This window comes from Phaeospirillum tilakii (assembly GCF_042683125.1).
In the GTDB taxonomy this organism is placed as follows: Bacteria; Pseudomonadota; Alphaproteobacteria; order Rhodospirillales; family Magnetospirillaceae; genus Phaeospirillum; species Phaeospirillum tilakii.
On record NZ_JBHUIY010000030.1, the window covers coordinates 21,330 to 43,134 of the forward strand.

Below are 21,805 nucleotides of genomic sequence, written 5' to 3' on the forward strand. Positions count from 1 at the left end.
CCTGGCCGCCGCCAAGGGCAAAACGGAGGGGGGAGTTTCCGGGGATGCTGGACCGTCTGTTCGCGCTGCGCGCCCGTGGCAGTTCGGTGGGGACCGAGCTGCTGGCCGGGCTGACCACCTTTCTCACCATGGCCTACATCATCATCGTCAATCCGGCGATCCTGGCCGAGGCCGGGCTGCCGCACGGGGCGGCGTTCGTCGCCACCTGCCTCGCCGCCGCGCTGGGCAGCCTGCTGATGGGGCTGATCGCCAATTATCCGATCGCCCTGGCCCCCGGCATGGGGCTCAACGCCTATTTCACCTATACCGTGGTGCTGGGCCAGGGCCATCCCTGGCCGGTCGCGCTGGGGGCGGTGTTCCTGTCCGGCGTGGTGTTCCTGATCCTGGTCGCGACCCCGGCGCGCGAGGCGATCATCGCCGCGATCCCGCGCGGGCTGAAGCTGGCCATCTCGGCCGGGATCGGCCTGTTCCTCGGCCTGATCGCCCTCAAGAACGCCGGCATCGTCGTCGCCAGCCCGGCCACCCTGGTGACCCTCGGCCCGCTGCACCGGCCCGAGCCGCTGCTGGCGGTGGCCGGGCTGCTGCTGATGGCCGGGCTGGAGGCCCGCCGGGTGCCGGGGGCGATCCTGATCGGCATCCTCGCCACCGCCGCCGCCGGGATGGCGCTCGGGGTGTCGCCGTTCGGCGGGCTCGTCGCCGCGCCGCCCGCGCTTGCCCCCACCTGGCTGGCGATGGATGTCGGCGGCGCGTTCGACCTCGGCCTCGCCACCATCGTCTTCGCCTTCCTGTTCGTGGTGCTGTTCGACAATGTCGGCACCCTGGTCGGGGTCACCCACCGCTCCGGCCTCGCCGACGCCGAGGGACGGGTGCCCGGGGTCGGCCGGGTGCTGGTCGCCGACGCCCTGGCCGTCGCCGGGGGGGCGATGCTCGGCACCTCGCCCACCACCTCCTACATCGAAAGCGCGGCCGGGATCCGCGCCGGCGGGCGCACCGGCCTGACCGCGCTGACCGTGGCGGCGCTGTTCCTGCTGGCGCTGCTGTTCAGCCCGCTCGCGGCCTCGATCCCGCCCTACGCCACCGCCCCGGCCCTGCTGTTCGTCGCCTGCCTGATGGCCGGCGGCCTGTCGGGGATCGCCTGGGACGACGTCACCGAGGCGGTGCCGGCGGCGATCACCGCGCTGGCGATGCCGCTGACCTTCTCGATCGCCCACGGCATCGCCTTCGGCCTGATCAGCTTCGCCGCGATCAAGCTGCTGGCCGGGCGCGGCCGCGAGGTCAGTCTGACGGTCTGGATCCTCGCCGCCGCCGCCCTCGCCCACGCCCTGCTCGGCGGTTGAGACCGTCCCGCCCGCCCGCCCACGCCGAAAGGCCCGGGGCGGGCGGACATCACGACCCTTAAGGTCATAATATCTTAGAAAATTCATGTCATGGTGCGGGGCGGTCGGCCTCAACCGGGGAAGGCGGAGGGCGGCCGGAGGCGAACCAGCAGCGAGGGTGCGATGAACCGCCTGATACGCAACGTCAGCCTGCGGACCAAGATCGGCTTCCAGATCGCGATCTGTCTGATCGCCCTGATCGCGGTGTCGGCCGTCTCCGCCCTCAACCTGCGCAACGAGATCACCGAGGACCGCAAGATCGCGGTGCGGCAGGTGGTCGAGGCGGCCTACTCGATCACCGCCCATTACGGCAAGCTGGAGGAAAGCGGGGCGCTGACCCGCGAGCAGGCCCAATCCCAGGCCCGCGAGGCGCTGCGCGCCCTGCATTACGGCAAGAACGACTACATCTTCATCCACCATGTCAGCGGCATCTGCGAACTGCTCGACGTCAAGCGCGGGCTGGAAGGCAAGTCGCGCATCGAGGAGGTCGATGCCGACGGCATCCCCCTGATCCGCAAGATGATCGAATCGGCCCAGCAGGGCGGCGGCTTCGTCGCCTACCGCTTCATCAAGGCCGGCGGCGGCAGCACCGTCTATCCCAAGATTTCCTATTCCCTGCTCTACCAGCCGTGGGGCTGGGTGGTCAGCAGCGGGGTCTACATCGACGACATCGAGACCGCCTTCCATGCCAACCTGCGCAGCCAGGCCGGGGTGATCCTGGCGCTGATGGTGGTGATGGTGGCGATCAGCCTGCTGATCAGCCGCGACATCGTCCGCCCGGTGCGCAGCCTGACCGGGGCGATGAAGCGCCTGGCCGCCGGCGAGATCGAGGTCGAGATCGCCGAGGCCGACCGGGGCGACGAGATCGGCGGCATGATCCGCGCCACCGGGGTGTTCCAGCAGCAATTGCGCCAGTTGGCCGAGCTGCGCCAGCAGCAGGCGGCGACCGAGGCCCAGCGCGCCGCCGAGCAGGCCCACCAGCGCAACGAGATGGCCGCCCTGTTCGAGAGCCGGGTGCTGTCGCTGGTCGAGTCGGTGTCGTCCTCGTCACGCGAGATGCGCGGCACCGCCGAGACGATGGCCGCCGATGCCGCCACCGCCGTCACCAAGTCGGCCTCCGGGGTGGCGGCGGCGGAACAGGCCGCCGCCAACGTCGAAACCGTCGCCGCGGCGGCCGAGGAACTGTCGGCCTCGATCGGCGAGATCAACCGCCGGGTCGAGGAATCCGCCCGCATCGCCGCCGTCGCCTCGGACGAGACCGCCCGCGCCAACCGGATGATCCAGGGCCTCGCCGACGCCGCCAACCGGATCGGCGCGGTGGTGCAGCTGATCAACGACATCGCCGCCCAGACCAACCTGCTGGCGCTCAACGCCACCATCGAGGCGGCACGGGCCGGCGAGGCCGGCAAGGGCTTCGCCGTGGTCGCCAACGAGGTCAAAAGCCTCGCCAACCAGACCGGCCGCGCCACCGAGGAGATCGGCCAGCAGATCGCCGCCGTGCAGGAGGAAACCCGCAACACCGTCGAGGCGATCAAGGGCATCGCCGGGGTGATCGAGCAGGTGCGCGAGATTTCCACCGCCATCGCCGCCGCGGTCGAGGAACAGGGCGCGGCGACGCGCGAGATCGCCCGCAACGTCCAGCAGGCGGCCAGCGGCACCCAGGGGGTGCAGGCGCTGGTGGTCGGCTTCGCCGACACCGCCCAGACGGCGGAACAGAGCTGGCGTCAGGTGTCGGGCGCCGCCGGCTCGCTGGCCGGCAATTCCCAGCATCTGCGCGACGAGGTCGGCCGCTTCCTCAGCGAGATCCGCACCGCCTGACCCTTTCTGGTGATGTGGGCTCCGCCCACCCCCGCCAAGGGCCGCAAGGCCCTTGGAACCCATGGGGGGTCGGGTACGGACCGGTCTTTCAGCTTGGGCGCGGGCGCTTGCCGCGCGAAGGGCAAGGAAAGGGTTCCAAGGGCCTTGCGGCCCTTGGCGGGTGCGGGCAGAGCCCGCGAATGCCTATTCCTTCCAGCGCAGCTCGAACACGCAGGCCGGCGCCCCGGTCGCGGCGCAGGCGATCTCGCGCACCTCGGTCTTCCGGCTGACCAGCTCGGTGAAGATGCGCTGGAAGGTGCCGGTGTAGAAGGCGCACAGCGGCTGATCGGCCTGGGCGTCGCGCGCGGTCGGGCAGTTCTCGATGGTGATCCGCAGCGGATGGCCGAGCTGGTAGGAAAACCGGCCGCTGCCGGCGAAGGTCCAGGCATGCTGGCCGATCGCCTTCAGCAGGATGCGGGCGGCCGGGCCGGGCGGCAGCAGCTTCAGCACCGCCTGGGCCGGCTTGGGGATCCGCCGCGCCAGCAGGTATTCGCCGGTGCGGCGGCCGGCGTCCCAGCCGGCGCGGGACGCCGCGTCGAGCCCGATCCCGGCCCGCACCGCGTGATGCAGCCGGATCACCTCTTCCTCCAGCACCATCGTCTCGGGCGGATTGGTCAGATAGGCGGCGAGGCCGGCGGCGGCGAACAGTTCGGCGGTGCGGGCCTCGCCCTGCTGCTCGCGCAGTGCCTCGGCCATGCGGATGATCGAATTGGGGCCGATCCGAGCCGGACCGGAAGGATCGGGGCGATGGGCGGTCATGGGCCGGGCTCTCCTCGGCGGACGGGAATGGCGGGGAACGATACCCCAGCCGGACGCGGCGTCAAGGCGCGGAGGAAGCAATTGCGGGGCGCGGTCTTTATGAAATATCATCCGCGCCTCGCACTTCGGGGGGAGCCGGCGACTTTTTCAGCAGCAGCTCACATTTCGAGGAAACGGCGGTCCCGCGCCCGAGACCCTGGGCGCGCGCCCGTGCCCGCCGGGCGGCGGACCGGGCGGCGCGCCAGGATCGGTGGCGGCGCGCGACACTTCATCCAGTTCGGAGCGGTATGACCATGCGCGTTGTTTTTCCTTTTTCGGCGATCGTCGGCCAGGAAGAAATGAAACTGGCCCTGCTGGTGGGGGCGGTGTCGCCGACCGTCGGCGGCGTTCTGGTCCTGGGCGACCGCGGCACCGGCAAATCGACCGCGGTGCGCGCCCTGGCGACCCTGTTGCCGAAGATGGCGGTGGTCAGCGGCTGCCGCTATGCCGCCGATCCCGCCTCGACCAAGCCCTGCGTCGAGGGCTGTCACGGCCGCCACGGCACCGACGGCCAGCCGGCGGAAACGGCGATGGTGCCGGTGCCGGTGGTCGATCTGCCGCTCGGCGCCACCGAGGACCGCGTCGTCGGCGCGCTTGACCTCGAACGCGCTTTGACCCAGGGCGTCAAGGCGTTCGAGCCCGGCCTGCTCGCCCGCGCCAATCGCGGCTTCCTCTACATCGACGAAGTCAACCTGCTCGAAGACCACCTGATCGACGTGCTGCTCGACGTCGCCGCCTCGGGCGAGAACGTGGTCGAGCGCGAAGGCATCTCGATCCGCCACCCCGCCCGCTTCGTGCTGGTCGGCTCGGGCAACCCCGAGGAAGGCGAGCTGCGGCCGCAGCTGCTCGACCGCTTCGGCCTGTCGGTCGAGATCCGCACCCCCACCGACCTCGCCGCCCGCATCGAGGTGGTCAAGCGCCGCGACGCCTTCGACCGCGACCCCGAGGGCTTCGTCGCCCAGTGGGCCGAGGAAGACGCCAAGATCGGCCAGAAGATCGTCGATGCCCGCGCCCGCCTGCCCGGCATCGGCGTGTCCGATCCGGTGCTGGAACTGGCCTCGAAGCTGTGCATGCTGCTCGGCACCGACGGCCTGCGCGGCGAGCTGACCCTGCTGCGCACCGCCCGCGCCGTCGCCGCGCTCGACGGCGCCGACGAGGTGCTGGCCGAGCATATCCGCCGCGTCGCCCCCTCGGCGCTGCGCCACCGCCTGCGCCGCAACGTGCTCGACGATTCCGGCTCGACCGTCCGCATCGAGCGCGCGCTCCAGGAGGTGTTCGCGGAATGAGCACCACCGCCGACGCCGGCCCCGCGGCCTCGCCGCACTGGGCCGCGGCGGCGCGCGCCGTCGCGTTGTTCGCGATCGATCCGGCCGGCCTGCACGGCGTGTCGCTGCGCTCGCTGGCCAATCCGGCCCGCGACCGCTGGCTCGCCCTGCTGCGCGACTACCTGCCGGAGGGCGCGCCCCTCCGCCGCGTGCCCAACCACATCACCGACAGCCGCCTGCTCGGCGGGCTCGACCTCGCCGCCACGCTGCGCACCGGCAAACCGGTGGCCGAGCGCGGCCTGCTGGTCGAGGCCGATGGCGGCGTGGTGGTGCTGGCGATGGCCGAACGCCTGTCCGCCGGTGTCGCCGGCCGGGTCGGCGGGGTGATCGATCGCGGCGAGGTCCAGCTCGAACGCGACGGGCTCGGCCTGCGCTCGACCACCCGGATCGGCGTGGTCGCCCTCGACGAGGGCCTCGCCGACGACGAGCATCCGCCGGTGGCGCTGACCGACCGCCTCGCCTTCCTGCTCGACCTGTCGGCGGTGACCGAGGCCGACCTCTCCGTGCCGGCGCTGCCGGCCGAGGCGGTCGCCGCCGCCCGCGCCCGGCTCGGCTCAGTCGGCATCGCCGACGAGATGGTCAACGCGATCTGTTCGGCCGCGCTGGCGTTCGGGGTCGCCTCGGTGCGCGCCTCGCTGCTGGCGATCAAGGTCGCCCGCGCCGCCGCCGCCTTGGCCGGCCGGGACAGCGTGACCCAGGAGGACGCCGCCACCGCCGTCTCGCTGGTGCTGGCCCCGCGCGCCACCATCCTGCCCAACGCCGAGCCGCCGGAAGAGGAACCGCCGCCCCCCGACGAGCCGCCGCCGCCGGAGGAGAATTCCGAGCCCGACCCGCCCGAGGAGCCGGAGGAGCAGGAAGACGCCGACAGCATCGACCCCAAGGAACTGGAGGAGATGATGATCGCCGTCGCCCAGGCGGCGATCCCGGACAAGCTGCTGGCCCAGCTGCGCGAGGGCAAGACCGTCCGCTCCCGCGCCCAGTCGAGCGGCGGCGGCCGGGCCGGCGCCGCCAAGAAGAAGGGCCGGCGCGGCCGCCCCGCCGCCACCCGGGCCGGCGAGCCGACCGCCAACACCCGCCTCAACCTGATCGAGACCCTGCGCGCCGCCGCGCCCTGGCAGCCGATCCGCCGTCAGGAAGCCGAACGCGAGGGCCGCATCTCCACCCTGGTCGAGGTCCGGCGCAGCGACTTCCGCTGCACCCACTTCAAGCAGCGGTCGGAAACCACCACCATCTTCGTGGTCGATGCCTCGGGCTCGGCGGCGTTGCAGCGTCTGGCCGAGGCCAAAGGCGCGGTCGAACTGCTGCTGGCCGATTGCTACGTCCGCCGCGACAACGTCGCCCTGGTGGCGTTCCGTGGCAAGCAGGCCGAGGTGCTGCTGCCGCCGACCCGCTCGCTGGTGCGGGCCAAGCGGTCGCTGGCCGGCCTGCCCGGCGGCGGCGGCACGCCGCTCGCCTCGGCGATCGACGCCGCCGGGATGGTCGCCACCACCTGCCGCGACAAGGGCCAGACCCCGGTGCTGGTGTTCCTCACCGACGGTCAGGGCAACATCGCCCGCGACGGCACCCCGGGCCGGCCCCAGGCCGAAAAGGACGCGATCGAGTCCGCCCAGGCCTTGCGCATCGCCGGCTTCGCCACGATGTTGATCGATACCGCGCGCCGGCCGCAGGCGATGGCGCAGAAACTGGCGGCGGAAATGGGGGCAAAGTACCTGCTGCTCCCCTATGCCGACGCCCAGGCGATGTCGCGGGCGGTGAAGGCCACCACCGCGGATTCGGTCGCCGCCGAGTCCAGGAGAGGATAAGCATGATGCACAGCCGGCTGATCTGGGACAGGGATGGGCGCGATTGGCCCAACCGCCAGGCCAGCCGGTTCGTCCATGCCGGCGGCCTCACCTGGCATGTCCAGATCGCCGGATCCGGGCCGGTGATCTTCCTGATCCACGGCACCGGCGCCGCCACCCATTCCTGGGCCGGGCTGCTGCCGCTGCTGGCCCGCGACTTCACCGTGGTCGCCGCCGACATGCCCGGCCACGGCTTCACCACCCGCCCGGCACCGTCCCATCTGTCGCTGCCGGGAATGGCCCGCTCCCACGCCGCCCTGCTGCGTGAACTGGGACTCGAGCCGGAGCTGGTGGTCGGGCATTCCGCCGGGGCGGCGATCCTGATCCGGATGTGCCTCGACGGGATGATCGCGCCGCGCGCGGTGATCAGCCTCGGCGGCGCCCTGCTGCCGCTCGACGGCATGACCCAACGGGTGTTCTCGCCGCTGGCCAAGCTGATGGCCGCCCTGCCCCACCCGCCTTATCTGTTCGCGCTCCGCGCCCGCTACACCTCGATGGTCGATGACCTGATGAAGGGGACCGGCTCGGTGCTGCAACCGGAAACGGTCGAGCTGTACCGCCGCCTCGGCACCTCGCCCCAGCATGTCGGCTCGGCCATCGCGATGATGGCCAATTGGGACCTCAAGCCGCTGCGCCACGATCTGCCCCGGCTCGCGACCCATCTGGTCCTGGCCAGCGGGTCGAACGACCGCACCATCCCCCCCACCGTCGCCCGCAAGGTCCACGCGATGGTGCCGGGGTCGGAACTGGCGATCTTCGACGGACTGGGGCATCTCGCCCACGAGGAGCGGCCCGAAACCGTCTACGCCCTGATCCGGCGCGTCGCCGGGTTGCCCGAGGCTTAACGCGGGCTCTGCCCGCACCCGCCAGGAGCCAGCGGCTCCTGGACCTGCTTCGATCAAAAGCCACCGGAGGTGGACGCTCCAGCCACGCCACAACAATATACTGAATTTCTCATTATAAAATAATCTATTAGATGGTCAGATGCGAGCAGCAAAGCGGGAAATTCACTCGTAAGAAGGCAGCACATAATTCCGGGATCCACAACGGAATCTAAGCCGATTACGGGCAGCACAACGCGTCGCTTTACTTGTTCCTGACAAGTTCGACGCACGCAATTTCTGCATTGCCATCACCAGGGGAGGGACGCTCGGCGACGCTCCATGTTGGTCCACAGCCGGCCTCTGCGGCTAAAGCCGCCGAAAAAGGCCTGGGATACCGGCCAGTACGGATTTAATCTCGCGGCACTAGAACTGGGACCTATAGCTATGGCAACCAAATTGATCTGTGCACTATGCCCAGTCGAACTCACCGACGAGAACAGGACGAAGGAACACATCATTCCAAACTCCATCGGCGGAATGGAGAAGGTGGAGTGGTTCATTTGCCGGAGTTGCAATAGCGACAAGGGGGAAACGTGGGACGCAGCTCTAGCTGCTCAGTTCAATTGGTTTTCGGTAATGGTCGGCATCGTTAGGGACAGGAAAGAGTCGCCGCCGGAGCGAGTAGCGACGATTTCAGGGGAGGAGTTCTTGCTCCATCCTGACGGGACCATGCGACCCGCCAAGTTCAAATATGAAGAGGTAAAAGACGGAGAGACGACAAGGATTTCATTTGCGGCCAGAACGCCGAGAGAGGCCCGCAAAAAGATATCAGAAATTGCGAAGCGATTTCCTCAGATCGACCAGACTGAAGCCCTTGCCAACACCAAAGCCCAGAACAATTACCTTAATGAGCCTTTGAAGGTCGATATCCAATTTGGAGGACCGTTAGCAGGCCGGTCAGTCGTCAAAACGGCTCTCGCATTTGCCGTCAAAAATGGGATCGACCCACATTCATGCGAAAGCGTGTTCGAATTCCTGCACGACGATTCGGCTCCGCCATTCTGCTATGGTCTATCGTATCTGGTCGACATCGTAAATACCCGCCCTGCCAATACAGTCTTCCACTGCGTGGCTGTTCACGGCAGCAAGGTGGACGGCAAGTTGCTCGGGTATGTCGAGTATTTCGGGTTGGCTAGGTGGCTCATCCTGCTGAGCGACAACTATGATGGCCCCGACCTTGATGAAGCCTATGCAATGAACCCAATGACCGGCGATTCCATCGAAATCGATCTGTTATGGCAATTGTCGGCGGAGGTGATCGACGAAACCATTGGCGGCAACGGCTATTCGCAAAAATCCTATATGGAAGCGATTGAAAGAACAATGGATATCGTCATGAGGATATCCAATGAGAGAGGGACAAACAACGCATTTAAAGAATCGTTTATCGCCGCCGGAAAGAAGCTAGAACTGAAGCCCGGTGATATCATCGGACCCGCTCAGAGCCAGGAATTTGCCAAAGCGATAGTTGAGGGGTTGACACCATACCTCCTTCATCGCCTTGGCATAAAATAGATCGTAAGTGGCCACCCGCGTAGCCCAGGTATTTGCTGGCGCACCTCATAAAATTGGTTCATCACGGATTGGCGGGGAGAACGGCCCCATCCTTTCCGTTCCCCGCTGCTGGGCTTGCGCCCCGCGCGGGCATGGAGTCTTCCGCCTCCAGATTTTATGAAAGGAATCAAAGGGGGTTTGGGGCATCGCCCCAAATGGGCTTGGGCGATAGCCCAACAAGGAGCGGTCAAGGACAGCCGCCGTTGGTATGGCCCGCTCTCTTCCCCGGAGTTCCGTGATGAACCAGTAAAAAAGCCGCCGGAGGAAAAGGCCCCCGGCGGCTGGCGCGGTCAGCCGCGCCGGAGGTTGGCGGCGTGGGCGGCCATCGCGATCGCGTCGTCATGGACCGGCATCGCCTCTTCCGGATAGGCGCCGATCTGGTGGATCGCCAGATCCGCCCCGCTGAACTCGGCCTCGGGGTCAAGGCGGATGCCCAGCGTCGCCTTCAGCGTGCCGTAGACGGCGAGGCCGCCGACGAAGCCGACCACCACCCCGGCCAGGGTGCCGACCAGCTGGGCCGGCAGGCTGACGCCGCCCAGGCCGCCCAGCATCTGCTGGCCGAACAGGCCGCAGGCAATGCCGCCGATCGCCCCGCACATCCCGTGCAGCGCCCAGACGCCGAGCACGTCGTCGATCTTCCACTTGACCTGACAGAGGGTGAAAAGCCAGACGAAGGCGCCGCCCGCCACCGCGCCGGTGATCAGGGCGCCGACCGGGTGCATCACGTCGGAACCGGCGCAGACCGCGACCAGACCGGCCAGCGCGCCGTTATGGACGAAGCCGGGGTCGTTGCGGCCGACCACCAGCGCCGACAGGATGCCGCCGACCATCGCCATCAACGAATTGAGCGCGACCAGACCGGACAGGGTGGCGACGCTCTGCGCGCTCATCACGTTGAAGCCGAACCAGCCGACCGACAGGATCCAGGCCCCCAGCGCCAGGAACGGAATGTTCGACGGCGGCACCGCCACCAGCCGCCCGTCCTTGCGATAGCGCCCCAGCCGCGCCCCCAGCATCAGCACCGCCGCCAGACCGATCCAGCCGCCGACCGCATGCACCACCACCGAACCGGCGAAATCGTGGAAGGCGGCGCCGAAGGTCGCCTGCAACCATTCCTGCGCGCCGAAGCGGGTGCCCCACACCATCCCCTCGAACAGCGGGTAGACCAGACCGACCAGCACCGCCGTCGCCATCAATTGCGGCAGGAACTTCGCCCGCTCGGCGATGCCGCCCGACACGATCGCCGGAATCGCCGCGGCGAAGGTGGCGAGGAAGAAGAACTTGACCAGATCATAGCCCTGCGCCGCGAAACCGCTGCCCTCGCCGCCGACCAGGGTGCCGGCCCCGACCAGGAACGAGGTGCCATACGCCACCCCATAGCCGACGAAGAAATAGGCCAGGGTCGAAACCGCGAAGTCGGACAGGATCTTCACCAGGGCGTTGACCTGATTCTTCCGCCGCACCGTGCCGACTTCGAGAAAGGCGAAGCCGGCATGCATCGCCAGCACCATCACCGCCCCCAACAGCACAAACAACACATCCACACCGGTTTTGGCCGTCTCCATCATCATCCTCGTAGCCAGATCCACCCGCCCGCACGGCGTTGCCGCCTCGCAAGCAAGCAGCGCGCCAGCGCCGGCCTGGAAAAGAATCGTTTCATTTCAATGACATTGCCACTGCCTAAAACAGCGTCATCGCCGCCGGGCCGCAATTTTAGGCATTCAGCCGTTATTTTTCGCCCAATAACCAGGCAGCGGCCCCGGCGGGCAGAGGCGGCGCGCGGCCCGTAAAACCGCAGCGCGCATGGCCGAGTTCCCCTTTGGGACGAAGCGAACCCATAGTATGCTGCGCCAATCTTTCCCCAGGCCTGGACAAGTCGCGAATGAATTGCCTTGCCACGCTTCTCGTCGTCGACGCCGACCCGGCGGCGGCGGCGGGGCTGTTCGACCGGCTCGATTCCGCCGGCTATGCCGTCGTGGTCGCCAGCGAAAACCCGATCGCCCAGGCCCGCCGGCTGTGCCCCGACCTGATCCTGATCGGCGAGGCGGCGGGCAATCCGCTGGCCCGCGCCGCCGCGCTGCGGGCCGATCCGGCCTGTGCCGACGTGCCGCTGGTGGTGCTGACCGCCGACGGGGACGAAACCCTGCCCGGCCGGGCGCTGGAGGCCGGGATCGACGAATTGCTGGCGGTCGGCGCCGACGAGACCGAGGTGCTGGCCCGGCTGCGGCCGCTGGTGCGGATGGGAACGATGCATGACGAGCTGCGGCTGCGCGCCGCCGCCGCCGCCGCGTTCGGGCTGAAGGCGCCGGACCGGGTCACCCCCCCCACCACCGGACGGCCGGCGCTGCTGCTGATCGGTCCCGATCCCGAGGGCCTGGCCGGCAAGATCCCGCCGGACGAGGCCGACACCACCGTCTGCCCCGATCTGTACGCCGCCGAACGGCTGCTGGAACAGGCGCCGACCGACGCCGCGATCCTGACCGCCTGCGGCGAGCCGGAAATGGCCTTCGCCGCCGAGCTGCGCCAGAACACCCGCCTGTTCAATCTGCCGGTGGTGATGCTGGCCGACGATGCCGCCACGGTGGCGCGTGGCTACCGGCGGGGGGCCAGCCGGGTGCTGCTGCGCCCGCTGCGGCCGGGCCGGCTGCGCGCGGCGGTGCTGACCCTGGTGCGGCGCCAGCGGCTGCGCTGGGCGATCCGCGCCACCCTGGGCCAGAGCCTGGGCCCGGCCACCGCCGATCCGCTGACCGGCGCCTATGGCCGGCCGTTCCTCGACCGCCATCTCGATTTGCGGCTGGCGGCGGCGCGGGAACGCGACCGGCCGCTGACGGCGGTGCTGTTCGCGATCCCCAGCCTCGATTCGGTGCGGGCCCATTTCGGCGACGCCGCCGCCGACCATCTGATCCGCCAGCTCGGGCAATGGATCAACCGGCTGGTGCGGGCCGAGGACCTGACCGCCCGCTTCGCCGCCAACCGCTTCTGCGTGGTGCTGCCCGACACCCCGCTGGTCGAGGCCGAGGTGGTGATGCACCGCATCGCCGGGGTGCTGTCCAACACCGACTTCGCCATTCCCGACGTGTTCCAGCCGGTGCGGGTGTGGGTCCAGGTCGGCTGCGCCGAGGCCCAGGCCGACGACGACCGCGCCACCCTGCTGGCGCGGGCCGGCCAGCTGCTCGACGACGGAGCCTGACGCCATGGCGGCGACCCGGACGGAGGCGGTGGCGGATGCGGATTGAATATGTGTTCGATACCGTCTGCCCCTGGTGTTACGTCGGCAAGCGCCGGCTGGAGCGGGCATTGCGGCAACGCCCGGACAGCCGGGTGACGCTGCTGTGGCGGCCGTTCCTGCTCAACCCCGATCTGCCGACCGAGGGAGTCGATCGCCGGATCTATCTCGACCGCAAGTTCGGCGGCCCGGCCCGGGCCCAGCGCATCCACGCCGCGGTCGCCACCGCCGGACTGGCCGAGGGGATCACCTTCGCCTTCGACCGGATCGGACGCACCCCCAACACCCTCAACGCCCACCGCGTGATCCGCTACGCCACCGCGATCGGCCGCGACGCCGAGGCGGTCGAGGCGATCTACGCCGCCTATTTCTGCGAGGGGCGCGATATCGGCGACATCGCGGTGCTGGCCGAAATCGGCGCCGGCCTCGGCCTCGACCGCAAGGCGCTGTATGACCACCTCGCCTCCGAGACCGACCTCGCGGCGGTGCTGGCCGACAATGCCCGCGCCCACCGCCTCGGCGTCAACGGCGTGCCCTGCCTGATCCTCGACGGCCAGTACGCCCTCGCCGGCGCCCAGGAACCCGATATCCTGCTCCGCCTGATCGACATCGTCCGCGAGGCCGAAGCCGAGGCGACCTTCAGCTAAGAAGCCGACGAACCGGTATCTGTTTGCCGCTCAGGCCAGCGCCGCCGCCAGCGCCTCGACCGAGGCCTGCCACAGCGGCGCGAGATCGGCCGCCAGGGCGGCGACGGCGACGGCATCGCCCCGGCGGGCGGCGGCTTCGAGGTCGCGGCAGCGTTCCGACAGCGGGCGCAGATGCAGGCTGGCGGCGGCCCCGGCGAGGCGGTGGGCGGTGCTACCGGCCTCGGCCAAGGCGCCGCTGGCGACCAGCCCGAGCAGGCGGTCGAGATCGGCGCCGGCGCTGCGGCGAAACAGCGCCAGCAGCCCATTCATCCGCTCGGCGCCGAGGTCGTGGCGATCGACGGCGAGGTCGGCCAGCGCCACCAGCGGCGGCGGCAGCGGCGGACCGGACCCGGCCAGCAGGCGCAGCACGTCCTCGACCCGAAACGGCTTGGCCAGGATGCCGTCCAGGCCGGCGGCGCGGCTCTGTTCGGCCGCCTCGGCCTGGGCATGGGCGGTCAGCAGATAAAGCGGCGGCGCGGCCCCGGGCAGGGCGCGGATCGCCCGTGCGGCGGCAAGGCCGTCGAGCCCCGGCATCCGCCAGTCGAGCAGGACCAGATCGAACCGGCCGGCGGCGGCGGCGGCCACCGCCGCCGTGCCATCGGCGACGGCGGTGACCTGATGGCCGCGCCGTTCCAGCAGGCCGGCGGCGACGGCGCGGTTGACCGGATTGTCGTCGGCCAGCAGGATCCGCCGCGACGGGCCGGGGCTGGGCGGCGGCGGCACCGCCGGCTCCTCGGGGCCGCAGGCCTCGGGCAGCGGCAGTTCGACCCGGAAGCGGCTGCCCTGGCCGGGGCTGCTGTCATAGCCGATCTCGCCGCCCATCAGCCGGCACAGCCGGCGGCAGATGGCGAGGCCGAGCCCGGCGCCGCCGCGCCGCCGGGTCGCCCCATCCCCGCCCTGCCAGAATTCCTCGAACAAAGCCAGCCCGACCTCGGGCGGGATGCCGATCCCGGTATCGCCGACCACGAATTCGAGCCGTTCGCCCCCCGCCGGGGCAACCGTCAGGGTCACCGCACCCTGGTCGGTGAACTTGATCGCGTTGCCGACCAGATTGAACAGGATCTGGCGCAGCCGCAGCCGGTCGCCGCGCACCCGGCGCGGGCAGTCCCGCCCCAGCCGGCAGGTCAGCGCCAGCCCCTTGTCGCCGGCGCGCGGCGCCAGCACCAGCCGCACCTCCTCGACCGTGGCGGCGAGGTCGAACGCCTCGGATTCAAGGGTCAGCGCCTCGGCGTCGAGCCGGGCGAAATCGAGCAGGTCGTTGACCAGCCCGAGCAGCAGCTCGCCCGCCGACAGCAGGGTATCGACATGGGCGCGCTGCCCGGTGGCGAGCGGGGTTTCAAGCAGCAGGCGGGCCATTCCCAGCACCCCGTTGAGCGGGGTGCGGATCTCGTGCCCCATCATCGCCAGGAACACCGACTTGGCCCGCGCCGCCTGCTCGGCGGCGTCGCGGGCCTCGCGCAGCGCCGCCTCGGTCGCCTTGCGCTCGATCGCGTAGCGCACCACCCGCGACAGGATCGCGCCGTCGCCGCTGCCCTTGACCAGATAATCCTGGGCGCCGCGCCGCACCGCGTCGAGGGCCAGGGCTTCGTCGTCCTGCCCGGTCAGCACCACCACCGGCACCGCCGGCGCCGCCCGGGTCAACCCGTCCAGGGTGGCGATGCCGCAGGAATCCGGCAGGCCGAGATCGGCCAGCACCACGTCGAACCCGTCCGGCTCGGCCGCCAGCGCCGCCACCGCCGCCGCCAGCCGGTCGGCCACCGTCACCTCGAACCCGCCGGGCCGGGTCCGCCGCAGCAGCCGGGTCACCAGCGCCGCATCGGCCGGGTCGTCCTCGACCAGCAGAGCCCGCAGCCGGTCGCCGTCGCTTGCCCGGGCCATCTCCCCTCCCGCGATGATCACGCGCTCTCTTTTACACTGTCGAAAAATCCGCCCGACGGCAACGGCTCAGGCGCCCCCCACCCGCCCCTCCCTTCGTAAAAAAGAAGGGGGTCCGGGGCATCGCCCCGGCCGGGTCCGCGGGCGGGAGCCCGCGCGACAGCCTGTCCGCCGGCTCAGGGCGGGGTGGGGATCGGCCCGAGGGTGCGCATCCAGGCCTCGACCGGACCGGCGGGCGGATCGGCGAAACCGGCGGCGGCCAGCCGGGCCAGGGCGGGGCTGGCGAGCAGGCTTTCGACCGGCCGCTTGAGGCACTGGGCGTAGGCCGGCAGCAGATCGTCCTGGTAATTGCCGGTGCTGACCGAGAAGCGGCCGGCGAAATTGCCGAGCGGGAAGCCGTCGGCGGTATAGGCGTCGAGGCCGCAGCCGATCCGCAACTGGCCGTCGAGCTTGAACCACAGCGCCTTGCCGTAGGGGCGGACCACGATCTGCGGCCGGAGGGCGGCATCGTCGAGCGCGACCCGGGCGAAGGCGCGGCCGAGCACGGTGGTGGCGGCCCGGGCCAAGGCGAGGCCGTCCTTGACCTCGGGGTTTTCCTCGCTGTGCAGGCTGGTGACCTGGATCTTGAGCGGACGGGCGAGATCGTCCTGGCCGGCATAGACCATCACCCGGGCCGGCAGCGGCGGGGTGCGTCCGGCCACCGGACTGGTGAAGGCGACCGATTCGGGCGGCGGCAATTGCGAGCCGCACCCGGCCAGCAGCCCCAGCGCGACCATTGCCCCCACCCTCTGCCAGCGCATCCCGCTTTCCTCCGCCCCTTCGGCGCCGCCCCGGGCCGGCGCGGCTAGTTCATCGACGACAGGCCGCGATCCTTGACCCGCTTCTTCCACTCGCCCATGAAGGTCTGGAATTCCTCGGCCTGCTTGATCTTGTCGCCGATCCGGCGGTAATCGGCAATACCGCGTTCGGGTTCGCTGGTCAGCAGGTTGAAGGCGCCGGCCTGCTCGGTCTTTTCCATCAGCGGACCGAAATTGCGCCGCAGCCGGGCCAGACCGCGCTCGTCATGGGCCAGGGTCATCGCCGTCGCGGTGTCGAGCACGCGGTGGCTCATCGCCGGATCGAGCGGACGGTTGCCGAGCGGCTTCTCGAGCGCGCTTTCCAGCGCGGCGGCGGCCTCCGGCCATTTCTTGAGCCGCCAGTTGATCTCGCCGCGCAGGCGGCCGGCCTCCTCGCTCTGATCGTTGATGATCAGGGCCAGCGCCTCGGCCGAGCGGCCGAGATCGTCGAGCGCCTGCACCCGCAGATAGCGGCGCTGGGCGGCAAGGTCGGCCGGAATGCCGGGCACCTCGCTGAGGTCGAGCGCCTCCAGCGCCTGGGCCGGCTTGCGGTTGGAAATGTTGAGGAAGGCCAGCCGGCTGCCGATGCGGGCCTTGTCGAGCCCGGTCAGCCGCTGTTCGACCTGATGGCGCAGCAGATCGCTGGCGCGGTCGAGCAGATCGACCGAGGCGAGACGGTCGGCGAGACGGCGGATCATCTCGTCGCCGGCCGGGCCGGACGGGGTCAGTTCCTGGAACTCGTCATACAGCCCGATCGCGGTGACCGGCGGCAGCTTGTCGGCCTCGCCGGCCAGGAACAGCCTGGAGAAGGCGTTGCTCATGTCGGCCAGCACCGCCGGGATGTTGTTGTGCCCGGAATAATTGACGGTGAGCTGGCGCAGGGTGCGCAGGCCCTCGCCATAACGCTTGGCGTCGAGCTGCAACTCGCCCAGCCGCTTCAGCAACTGGAACTCGAAATCCTCGCCGCGCCAGGCGAAGCGCATCTTCTCCAGTTCCGAGATCGCCTGGTCCGGGGTGATCTTGCCGAGGCGGAGCTGCAACTCGACCCGGTCGCGCACCGCATAGGCCCGGTCGGGCCGGCTGGGGCCGGCCTCGGCCTCGTTGAAGCGGTTGATCGCCTGATCGTACTGCTTGGAGGCGATCGAGGCGAGACCGCCGAGGTAGGACAGGTGGGCGACCTCGCGGTTCGACAGGCCCGGCCCCATCATCGCGTCGAGGACGCGGGCGGCGCCCTTGCCGTCGCCGGCCCCGGCCACCGTGCGCACCGCGACATCGCCCAGCGCCATCCGCAGCGGCGGGGCCCAGCCCTTGATCTCGTCGGGGGCCAGCCGCAGCGTCAGCGCCTGCTGCTCGGGATTGGGCCGGGCCCGCGCGGTGGCAGCGGCCAGGAACAGCTGGACGCGGGGATCGTCCTTCAGCGCCGGCAGCGACAGGTCGGCGATCGCCTCCTCGTCATGGTGGGCGAGGAAATTGGCGGCGCCGCGCACCGCGCGCAGATCGGGCGATTCCGCCATCCCCGGATCGGAGGCGGCGATCAGCCGCAATTCGCCCAGCGCCTCGGGGGCGAACCCGTTGGCGAGGTAATGGCGGGCGATCTCCAGCCGCTGGCGGTTGCGTTCGTCGGGACGCTGCTGCGCCAGATCGTGCAGCAGGGCGTCATGCTCCTCGGCGAACTTGTCGGGCCCACCGCGCATCCAGGTCGAAATGTCGAGCGGTCCCCCCTCGCCGGCGGCGGGCGCGGCGGCGGGGGTCTCGGCCACCGCCGGGCCGCCGGCCGGAGCCGGCGACAGATAGAGCCCGCCCGGCGCGGTCAGGTCGATCTGGGCCTTGGCGACATCAAGCCGGGCCCCGTCGGCCACCGGCAGGGCGGCGACGCCCTGGGCGCTGGGCAGCAGGGTCGCGCCCGGCAGGACGCGGCCATCGCGCACGCCGCGGCCGACCTCGGTCAGCGGCACCACCTGGATCACGTCGCCGACCTCGGGATCGCGCAGCATCTGCGCCGGCAGACCGTCGGCGGCGGCGATCACCAGCCGGCCGCGATCCTGGAAATCGAGCCGGGGGGTGACCTCGGCCGGGAGGCGCGGCTGGAGCGGCTGGCGGTGGATGTCGAGCACCCACAGCTGGCCTTCCTTGCGCACCGACGGATTGTAGCCCGGCTGGAGCAAAATCCGCACCGCCGTGCCCTTCACCCCTTGAACCTGCTCGACCTCCGCCACCAGATCTCCACCAGTACGCTTCAACAGCTTGGTGTCGAGTTCGGTCTTGGCGTCGAATACCGCCCACAACCACGGCCCCCGGCGGAACACCGCGGCCCCGGTCGGCTTGTCGAAGGCGAAGCCGAGGCTGACCACCCGCTCGGACGGGGTCGGGGCCGGAGCGGGCGGCACCGTCACCGGCGGCAGGGCCGGCGCGGCCTGCGGCGGCGCGCTGGGCGGCAGGCTGGGCGGCTGTTCGCCGCCCGGCGCCGGGGCCAGCGGCGGCGGCGGCACCCCTTCCGCCCGGGGCGGCGGCGGCGCGTCGGCCGGACGGACCAGATCGATCGCCACCTTGGGGCCGCTGGTGAAATGGCGGGCCCGCATGCCCGGCGCCAGCGACAGCACCACCGCGGTGCCGGTGCCGGAGGGACGGACCTCGACCAGACCGACATCGGCCGGCAGCGCGCTCTTGAGGGCGGTCGGATTGATCCGGGCCGGCCGGGCGAAGCTGACGATCACCCGGTCGCCGCCGTCTTCCTCGACGGTGTATCCCACCGGCTTCGGCCAGTCGAACACCAGCCGGTTGAAGCCGGTATGCTCGCCGCCCCGCACCATCAGATCGGTCGGCGGACCGGCCGGGATTCCGGCCGGGGCCGGCCCGGCGGTGGCCGGCTGCGGCGGCGCCACCGTGGCGGTGGCGGCGACCGGCAGCGTGGCCGGAGCGGTGGCGGCGGGGGCGGCAGCCGGAGCGGCGGGGGCGGTCTTGGGCGTCGGCGGGGTGTTGTCCTCGCTGACGTCGATCACCACCTTGCCGCCGTCGCGGAAGCTCTTGACCTTGACCGGACGGGCCAGGGCGAAGGTGGCGGTGGTGCGGTCGGGGCTGAGCTTGACCCCAGCCAGATAGCGGGCCAGCGGCTTGACCACCACCTTGGGGTCGCCGGCGATCGGCTTGTTGAACTTGACCACCAGGGCGCCGTCGGCGACGACGGCGGAGAAGGTCACCGCCCCCGGCCATTCGAACACCATCCGGCCGTAGCCGTCGTGATCGGCGGCACGGGGCGACGGCTGGGCCATGGCCGGTCCGGCCAGGGCAACCAGGGCGGCGAACGCCACCGACGCGGCCAGAAGACGGCCGGCGCGGGCGTTCATCGACGTGTGGGCCGAGGCCACCATCGCTGTCTAGTCGAAACTCGCCAGCAGCGCGTCGATATCGGCCTGATTGGCGGCAGTGCTGGGAAGCTGGGGACCGTTGAGCAGGTCCTGGTCGGTCAGGGCGGCCGGAGCGGCCTGATCCTTGCCCGCGCCGTCCTTGCCGTCATATTCGGCGCCGAACATCCGCACCAGCCCCTCGACGCGGTCCTCGATCTCCTTCAGCGCCTTCACCACCTTGGTGATGCGCTGACCGGTGATGTCCTGGAAGGTACAGGCCTCATAGATCCGGGTGGTGATCTCCGACAGTTTCTCCCCGGCGGCGGCATCGATCTCGCCGGTGAGGGACTCGAGACTTTCGGCGGCATCCATGATCTCGTTGGTCGCCGCCTCGGTGGCGCCGACGATGGCATCAAGCTCGTCGGTGGCGGAGGCGATGAACCGATCCTTGATGTCGCCGGGCCGCAGCGCCGCGATTTCCTCGCGGGCGGCGTGGATGTAATTGGCGAGCGACTCGACCTCGCGATAGAGCCTCAGATCGCCGGCGCTGATGTCGCCGCCGATCGAATCCAGCAGCGACCGCACCACCTCACCGACCTGATCGATCCGCACCGTGTCCCCATGGTCACGACGGATCGCATCGAGACGCGCCTCCAGGTCGCGATCAACGCCCGTTGCTGACATGACGCGACCCCCTTCTTCCGCCGTCAGAAATCGCCCAGAACGCTGGTCATCTTGTTCTTCAGCGTCTCGGCATTGAACGGCTTGACGATGTAGTTGGACACACCGGCTTCCTTGGCGGCGATGACGTTTTCCGACTTGGATTCGGCGGTGACCATGATGAAGGGGATCGGCTTCAGCTTGGCGTCGGCGCGGACTTCGCGCAGCAGCTGGAGGCCGGTCATCGGCTCCATGTTCCAGTCGGAAATCACCAGGCCATAGCTGCCGACCCGGAGCATCTGGAGCGCCATCGCCCCATCGGTGGCTTCATCGACGTTGTTGAACCCGAGCTGCTTCAGCAGATTTCGAATGATCCGCAACATCGTCTTGTAATCGTCCACAATGAGGACGTTCATATTCTTATCGACAGCCATCCATCCGCTCCTTCAAGACACCCATCCGGCAGAGACCGACTGACCGGAACTCTAACGAATTGGCTTAGTTAAGATAGCCCCGCCGACGGGCGCAAGCCATTTTTACACACAACGCGGCAATCAGATCCTCGCGCGGCGCGATCAGCCGCCGGCCCCGCCCCGCCCCGCCGCGCCCAGCGCCGGACTCGAGGGCGCCGGCATCTGGCGCCGCTGCGCCATTTCGGCGGTGACCGACTTGGCCTTCATCGGGTCCATTTCCGCCAGGATCGGCGCCACTTTCTGTTCCTTCATCCGCTCCAGCACCTCAAGCAGGATGCTCATGTCGAGCTGCTCGAAGATCTTGGCCGCGTCCTTGGGCTTCATGTTCTCATAGATCTTGACCAGGGACCGCATCTTGCTGTCCTCCTGGTCGTTGTACTGGCGCAGCAGCCCCTCGATGGTGCTTTGCAGCGTCTTCATCTCGGCGATCTTGCGATCGATCTGGCTCTCGGCCGCGCGCAGGGTCTCCTCGCGCCGTTCGACGTCGCGTTCGCGGGCGTCGAGCGCGGCATGGCGGTCGCGCAGCTTTTCGAGCACGTCGAGTTCGGTCGGGGTCCGTCCCTCGTTGGGGTCGGTCAGCGGGGCGGCCGGCGCCGGGGCGGCGGCCGGGGCGGCCGGCGGCGGGGCCGGCGGGGTGGTCTGCTGCGCCTGCAACGGCGCCACCGACACCGAACCGAGCCCGGTCAGGCCGAGAAACAGGTCAGTGACCCGCACCGACAGCATCAGCACGCCACAGAAGATCAGCACCGGCAGCACCCGCACGATCGGGGTGCGGCGGCGCTTGCGCCCGGCGGTGGGACGCGGCGCCGGCTGGGCGGTGCGCGCGGCGCGGGGGGCGGGGGCGGTTTCGTCGGGCTGGCGCAGGCTGGTCACGCTCATGGCATCCCTCACCGCATCGCCTGCAGGGCACGGAGCAGTTCCCGCTCCGCCTCGGACCGGTCGTCGTCGGCGGCGAACTCGGCGGCGGCGGACACCGACGCCACCGCCGCCTGCTGGGCGGACCGGGCCGGGCCGGCGGCCGGCACGGCGGCGGGAGCCGGACGGGCGGCGGCCGGGGCCGGACGCGCGGC

16 protein-coding genes and 1 pseudogene are annotated in these 21,805 nt (G+C 70.1%); 8 read left to right on the top strand and 9 right to left on the bottom strand.

Annotated elements, in window-relative coordinates; translation table 11 throughout:
• Positions 1-44 precede the first annotated feature (44 nt).
• Together ACFSNB_RS13875 and ACFSNB_RS13880 are read left to right on the top strand one after the other, a co-directional pair.
• Positions 45-1,337 (top strand): NCS2 family permease, encoded by a 1,293-nt coding sequence (locus ACFSNB_RS13875; RefSeq protein ID WP_377317568.1) that lies wholly within the window; start codon positions 45-47, stop codon positions 1,335-1,337.
• A gap of 162 nt (positions 1,338-1,499) precedes the next feature.
• Positions 1,500-3,194, top strand: coding sequence for a methyl-accepting chemotaxis protein (locus ACFSNB_RS13880; protein WP_377317570.1), 1,695 nt, complete (start codon positions 1,500-1,502; stop codon positions 3,192-3,194).
• Positions 3,195-3,377: 183 nt separating this feature from the next.
• Here ACFSNB_RS13880 and bchJ read toward each other — a convergent pair whose 3' ends face one another.
• Positions 3,378-3,992, bottom strand: a complete 615-nt coding sequence (bchJ, locus tag ACFSNB_RS13885; RefSeq protein ID WP_377317572.1) for a bacteriochlorophyll 4-vinyl reductase — start codon at positions 3,990-3,992, stop codon at positions 3,378-3,380.
• Positions 3,993-4,330: 338 nt separating this feature from the next.
• Between bchJ and bchI the strand changes: the two genes are divergently transcribed.
• From bchI to ACFSNB_RS13905, 4 genes are all read left to right on the top strand, one after another.
• Positions 4,331-5,317, top strand: a complete 987-nt coding sequence (gene bchI / locus ACFSNB_RS13890) for a magnesium chelatase ATPase subunit I (protein WP_417629371.1) — start codon at positions 4,331-4,333, stop codon at positions 5,315-5,317.
• Positions 5,314-7,158, top strand: a complete 1,845-nt coding sequence (locus ACFSNB_RS13895; protein ID WP_377317576.1) for a magnesium chelatase subunit D — start codon at positions 5,314-5,316, stop codon at positions 7,156-7,158. Before bchI ends, ACFSNB_RS13895 begins: the two co-directional genes overlap by 4 nt.
• 2 nt (positions 7,159-7,160) lie before the next feature.
• Positions 7,161-8,042, top strand: coding sequence for an alpha/beta fold hydrolase BchO (gene bchO, locus ACFSNB_RS13900; RefSeq protein WP_377317578.1), 882 nt, complete (start codon positions 7,161-7,163; stop codon positions 8,040-8,042).
• A 318-nt stretch (positions 8,043-8,360) separates the two neighbouring features.
• Positions 8,361-9,596 (top strand): HNH endonuclease, encoded by a 1,236-nt coding sequence (locus ACFSNB_RS13905; protein WP_377317580.1) that lies wholly within the window; start codon positions 8,361-8,363, stop codon positions 9,594-9,596.
• 329 nt (positions 9,597-9,925) lie between these two features.
• On the opposite strand, the gene ACFSNB_RS13910 is transcribed toward ACFSNB_RS13905, so the two are convergent.
• Complete coding sequence (locus ACFSNB_RS13910) at positions 9,926-11,200, bottom strand: ammonium transporter (RefSeq protein ID WP_377317582.1); 1,275 nt, start codon at positions 11,198-11,200, stop codon at positions 9,926-9,928.
• 317 nt (positions 11,201-11,517) lie between these two features.
• Between ACFSNB_RS13910 and ACFSNB_RS13915 the strand changes: the two genes are divergently transcribed.
• Both ACFSNB_RS13915 and ACFSNB_RS13920 read left to right on the top strand, forming a co-directional pair.
• Positions 11,518-12,825 carry a diguanylate cyclase domain-containing protein gene (locus tag ACFSNB_RS13915; protein WP_377317584.1) on the top strand — a complete coding sequence of 436 codons (1,308 nt, stop codon included), beginning with the start codon at positions 11,518-11,520 and terminating at the stop codon, positions 12,823-12,825.
• A 35-nt stretch (positions 12,826-12,860) separates the two neighbouring features.
• Positions 12,861-13,508, top strand: coding sequence for a DsbA family oxidoreductase (locus ACFSNB_RS13920; RefSeq protein ID WP_377317586.1), 648 nt, complete (start codon positions 12,861-12,863; stop codon positions 13,506-13,508).
• 30 nt (positions 13,509-13,538) lie between these two features.
• Here ACFSNB_RS13920 and ACFSNB_RS13925 read toward each other — a convergent pair whose 3' ends face one another.
• The 7 genes and pseudogenes from ACFSNB_RS13925 to ACFSNB_RS13955 form a co-directional block, all read right to left on the bottom strand.
• Positions 13,539-15,425: a response regulator gene (locus tag ACFSNB_RS13925; protein WP_377317588.1), complete on the bottom strand. Its 1,887-nt coding sequence runs from the start codon at positions 15,423-15,425 to the stop codon at positions 13,539-13,541.
• 173 nt (positions 15,426-15,598) lie between these two features.
• Positions 15,599-16,222, bottom strand: coding sequence for a hypothetical protein (locus tag ACFSNB_RS13930; RefSeq protein ID WP_377317590.1), 624 nt, complete (start codon positions 16,220-16,222; stop codon positions 15,599-15,601).
• Between the two features lie 44 nt (positions 16,223-16,266).
• On the bottom strand, positions 16,267-19,626 hold the full coding sequence (locus ACFSNB_RS13935; RefSeq protein ID WP_377317592.1) for a tetratricopeptide repeat protein: 3,360 nt from the start codon (positions 19,624-19,626) through the stop codon (positions 16,267-16,269).
• A gap of 6 nt (positions 19,627-19,632) precedes the next feature.
• Positions 19,633-20,286, bottom strand: coding sequence for a protein phosphatase CheZ (locus tag ACFSNB_RS13940; protein WP_377317594.1), 654 nt, complete (start codon positions 20,284-20,286; stop codon positions 19,633-19,635).
• A gap of 23 nt (positions 20,287-20,309) precedes the next feature.
• Positions 20,310-20,696 carry a response regulator gene (locus ACFSNB_RS13945; protein ID WP_377317596.1) on the bottom strand — a complete coding sequence of 129 codons (387 nt, stop codon included), beginning with the start codon at positions 20,694-20,696 and terminating at the stop codon, positions 20,310-20,312.
• 141 nt (positions 20,697-20,837) lie between these two features.
• Positions 20,838-21,614, bottom strand: a complete 777-nt coding sequence (locus ACFSNB_RS13950) for a MotE family protein (protein WP_377317598.1) — start codon at positions 21,612-21,614, stop codon at positions 20,838-20,840.
• A gap of 8 nt (positions 21,615-21,622) precedes the next feature.
• Positions 21,623-21,805: pseudogene (locus ACFSNB_RS13955) on the bottom strand (DUF6468 domain-containing protein); the annotation flags it as partial.

Bases quoted from the DNA above. Each gene is read 5' to 3' on its own strand.
- ACFSNB_RS13875 (WP_377317568.1), top strand. From the start codon at position 45: ATGCTGGACCGTCTGTTCGCGCTGCGCGCCCGTGGCAGTTCGGTGGGG.
- ACFSNB_RS13880 (WP_377317570.1), top strand. From the start codon at position 1,500: ATGAACCGCCTGATACGCAACGTCAGCCTGCGGACCAAGATCGGCTTC.
- bchJ (WP_377317572.1), bottom strand. From the start codon at position 3,992: ATGACCGCCCATCGCCCCGATCCTTCCGGTCCGGCTCGGATCGGCCCC.
- bchI (WP_417629371.1), top strand. From the start codon at position 4,331: ATGAAACTGGCCCTGCTGGTGGGGGCGGTGTCGCCGACCGTCGGCGGC.
- ACFSNB_RS13895 (WP_377317576.1), top strand. From the start codon at position 5,314: ATGAGCACCACCGCCGACGCCGGCCCCGCGGCCTCGCCGCACTGGGCC.
- bchO (WP_377317578.1), top strand. From the start codon at position 7,161: ATGATGCACAGCCGGCTGATCTGGGACAGGGATGGGCGCGATTGGCCC.
- ACFSNB_RS13905 (WP_377317580.1), top strand. From the start codon at position 8,361: ATGTTGGTCCACAGCCGGCCTCTGCGGCTAAAGCCGCCGAAAAAGGCC.
- ACFSNB_RS13910 (WP_377317582.1), bottom strand. From the start codon at position 11,200: ATGGAGACGGCCAAAACCGGTGTGGATGTGTTGTTTGTGCTGTTGGGG.
- ACFSNB_RS13915 (WP_377317584.1), top strand. From the start codon at position 11,518: ATGAATTGCCTTGCCACGCTTCTCGTCGTCGACGCCGACCCGGCGGCG.
- ACFSNB_RS13920 (WP_377317586.1), top strand. From the start codon at position 12,861: ATGCGGATTGAATATGTGTTCGATACCGTCTGCCCCTGGTGTTACGTC.
- ACFSNB_RS13925 (WP_377317588.1), bottom strand. From the start codon at position 15,425: ATGGCCCGGGCAAGCGACGGCGACCGGCTGCGGGCTCTGCTGGTCGAG.
- ACFSNB_RS13930 (WP_377317590.1), bottom strand. From the start codon at position 16,222: ATGCGCTGGCAGAGGGTGGGGGCAATGGTCGCGCTGGGGCTGCTGGCC.
- ACFSNB_RS13935 (WP_377317592.1), bottom strand. From the start codon at position 19,626: ATGGTGGCCTCGGCCCACACGTCGATGAACGCCCGCGCCGGCCGTCTT.
- ACFSNB_RS13940 (WP_377317594.1), bottom strand. From the start codon at position 20,286: ATGTCAGCAACGGGCGTTGATCGCGACCTGGAGGCGCGTCTCGATGCG.
- ACFSNB_RS13945 (WP_377317596.1), bottom strand. From the start codon at position 20,696: ATGGCTGTCGATAAGAATATGAACGTCCTCATTGTGGACGATTACAAG.
- ACFSNB_RS13950 (WP_377317598.1), bottom strand. From the start codon at position 21,614: ATGAGCGTGACCAGCCTGCGCCAGCCCGACGAAACCGCCCCCGCCCCC.